Origin of the sequence: Paraburkholderia sp. RL17-373-BIF-A, from assembly GCF_046030175.1 — a bacterium.
GTDB lineage: Bacteria > Pseudomonadota > Gammaproteobacteria > Burkholderiales > Burkholderiaceae > Paraburkholderia.
In genome coordinates this window covers 1-3,027 of record NZ_JARESO010000177.1, presented here as the reverse complement: position 1 = coordinate 3,027, position 3,027 = coordinate 1, and the positions used below count along the sequence as shown (strand labels likewise).

The 3,027-nt window shown below is 57.1% G+C and carries 1 protein-coding gene and 3 pseudogenes; 1 reads left to right on the top strand and 3 read right to left on the bottom strand.

The window, feature by feature from the left end; all coding sequences use genetic code 11:
* Positions 1-610 precede the first annotated feature (610 nt).
* On the top strand, positions 611-991 hold the full coding sequence (locus P0D80_RS49180; RefSeq protein ID WP_408295747.1) for an FxLYD domain-containing protein: 381 nt from the start codon (positions 611-613) through the stop codon (positions 989-991).
* A 450-nt stretch (positions 992-1,441) separates the two neighbouring features.
* On the opposite strand, the pseudogene P0D80_RS52080 reads toward P0D80_RS49180, so the two are convergent.
* The 3 pseudogenes from P0D80_RS52080 to P0D80_RS49170 form a co-directional block, all read right to left on the bottom strand.
* A pseudogene (locus P0D80_RS52080) lies at positions 1,442-1,662 on the bottom strand (hypothetical protein).
* 249 nt (positions 1,663-1,911) lie between these two features.
* Positions 1,912-2,093, bottom strand: a pseudogene (locus tag P0D80_RS49175) (IS3 family transposase); the annotation flags it as partial.
* Positions 2,094-2,123: 30 nt separating this feature from the next.
* Positions 2,124-3,027, bottom strand: a pseudogene (locus P0D80_RS49170) (IS3 family transposase); the annotation flags it as partial.

The window sequence follows — 3,027 nt, the reverse complement described above, 5'->3', positions numbered from 1 at the left end:
ACCGGACGATTGCTTTGTCGATGCTGAGCACAAGGATCAATTGCAAGGCGCTATCTCCGAACTGCAGGATCGCAACTCCGGTGCGTGAAGGCCGGCAGTGTAATCGCGGGTCTCTCCGAAGTTTCGAGCATGCCAACCTTTGCGCGGATGAATCCCTGTTCCCGATTCATGCGGACTCCGTGCGGTTCGCCGCGCGCGTTGCCGCGTCCGACTACGTTCTCCGCGCCCACACGCAACAGTACGAGAGACCGACCACTATCAAATTTAGTCGAGGCGATAGCATTTCGACATTCTCGTCGTGAAGGAGCAGGTCGATGTTTTACCTCAGCCTGTCAAGTCTTTCGACAGTTCCCCTTGCAAGTTGCAATGAGTTGCCGTGGCAATCTCTACGGCGGAGCCCCTATCGAGCGTTCTCGGGTTTGCTCAAGAGCGAACCGGTCTATCATGGGCGCTTCGCGTCACACGAGCACGCAGGGCGTGCCATTAGCGAGAACATTCAAGCGTTCTAGGACCCGCGGCCCTCACAACGTGCCTGAACTACCTTACACCTGTTGAGTGCAGGCAGGCGTTTCTATCTGAAATATTATTTCGCACAGGAAATGAGGTGCACATGGTAGCAAAGCATGAATCGCTTTCGCGATGGCGAGACGCCGTCGCTCTAGCCACTCTGACAATTGGCAGTAGCTTGACGTTGAGCGCATGTATGACGCCGTCAACCGCGCTTGATGGGCAGGTGCGCGCGATGGTGACGGACGTGAGTACAGATTCTGTCAAGGACAGTAGGCTGGTCTCCGGGGAGATTGAAAACGGGACACAAGACGAGGTACACACTGTCGTCTTGCGGCTGGGCGCCTATGACGACGAAAATCGGAGAACGAGGAGTCTGTATCACATGGCTGGCCCCCTGCCCGGAGGTGCTCGGACACGCTTTACCTTGTCATGTCAGCTCCCATGCACACAAGTCAAGGTCGAGAGCATTGATGCATTTTAAGAAATCATCGAATAGCAGAATAGCTCGTTCCTTGTCTCGGGTTTCGAATGCTGCATCGGCGTAAGGACGACGTCGTTACTAGAAGCGCGTTGAGCCGTTGTACCTTGTGGTCATGAGATGGTACGGAGAAGGTAGGTTGCGTAACAAGCATGGCGAGGAGAACAGGACAGGCCGTGGGCCGCAGCGTTCCCGGAAGGGCCGAGCGATTGAGTCTTGGTTCTGATGCAGACAAGGCTACGGCCGTCAAGACGTTCAACGGCGATTGAGCAGTTCTCAATGTCCAAGTGCACCGACGGATTCAACTGGTCGATGCGACACATGAGCGCTGCATGAGCGGCGCAAGCATTGTGAATGAGGGAGAGGCGCCAGATCTACTACAGCGAGAGCCACTTAGACAACGTCATGCAGCACGGCCGGTCGTGCTGCCTCACGGAATGATGTTGCCGCCAGCTAGTTGGCACCGGTGAACTGGTTTGTTGGTGAGGGCTGGAGCCGCGTAGCAGCGTCAGCCCTCACCATTTCTGCATGGGTGCCGTAGAGTATCCGGGTCACCAACTCCCTCGCTTGATTCGATCGCCACACTTTTACTTGGCGTTGTAAGGGGCGCCGTTGTGTGCGGGAATACAGGGGGCCATCGTGGTGAGGCGTTCGTATAGCTGCTTTGCCGTGATGCTTGGCTCGGTCTCGAGCCATTCATGTATCTTAGCCAGGTATGTTCGAACGGACCTTCGCTAGTCCGCCAGTCGTGTGGAGCGTGAGGTTTGCGGCGGTGCGTTGGTAGAATTCCCCTTCCAGCCACGCTGTTACAAGACTCGAGAGCAAGTCCGTAAGTGATACTTCAGGTGTTGTCTTCTTCGACTCTGGTGGGGTACAAGATGCGCTATAGATGTGCGGCTAAATCGTTGTACTGATTTATGCTGCAATCCGAGACTCTGCCGGTATTCGATCGGGTTGAGGGAGCGGAGCGAGACCTTGATCCGCTTTCCGTTGTACCGGCGGATTACGGGTCAAAGACTTCGATGAATGATCAACGGTCGTGGCCCCTGTCACGAGGACAGAATAGCTCTGTTTTGAGGCGCCCGAAGAAACCTTCGCAGGCTGAGGTCGGTCGGAATCGGTGGAGACCACCGCGTCAAGCCGCAGCACGATCCAGGTAGAAGCGCTGCGTAAATGCGGCAGGCGACAGGTAGCCGAGGCGGGCCTGCGTGCGCTGCCGGTTGTAAAAGATTTCGATGTACTCGCTGATGGCGAGTCTAGCCCGCTCCCGCGTCACGATTCGCTGATGATAGATCAGTTCGCTCTTTAGAGAACCCCAGAAAGATTCGATCGGGGCGTTATCGTAGCAGTTGCCGCGGCGACTCATCGATGCGCGCATGCCGAACCGCCTGACGAGCTTTTGGTAAGCCCGTGCGCAGTATTGCGAGCCGCGGTCGGTGTGCTGAATGAGGCCGGGCTTCGGACGTCGGCTTGAGACGGCGCGAAACAGCACCTGCCTCACCAGGTCTTTCATGCGTCCGCTCATCGCATAGCCAACGATTTCGCCGCTGTACAGGTCCTTCAGGCCGGCAAGATATAACCATCCTTCGTCCGTCGCGCGGTACGTGAGGTCGCCACACTAGGCCTGATCGGGCGCTGACACCGAGAATTCCTGGTTCAGCAGGTTCGGCGAAACGGGCAAATCATGCTTTGAATTAGTGGTGGCCTTGAACTTACGCTTCTGCCTGCACCGCAGGCCGAGCTTCTGCGCAACCGTTTTATCCGGTGTACGCCCACACAAACACCGTGCCGTTCGAGATCCCTTTGCAGCCGCTCCGGGCCGAAGCTTTCGCGCGTACACTGATGGGCAACGAGAACCTCCGTTTTTTCCAGTCGGGCCTCCTGCCGTGCCCGGGTGGAGGGCGTGCGCTTGCGCCATGCGTAATAACCGCAGACCGAAACACCCAGCAAGCGGCACATCGGTGGCACCGGGTAGTCCTGTCGCATCTGTTCAATCACGCCGTACTTCACCGCGACTCCCTCGCGAAGTACGTCGCGAA

What these genes read in the sequence shown, in the direction of transcription:
- P0D80_RS49180 (WP_408295747.1), top strand. Translation starts at nt 611, where the DNA reads ATGGTAGCAAAGCATGAATCGCTTTCGCGATGGCGAGACGCCGTCGCT.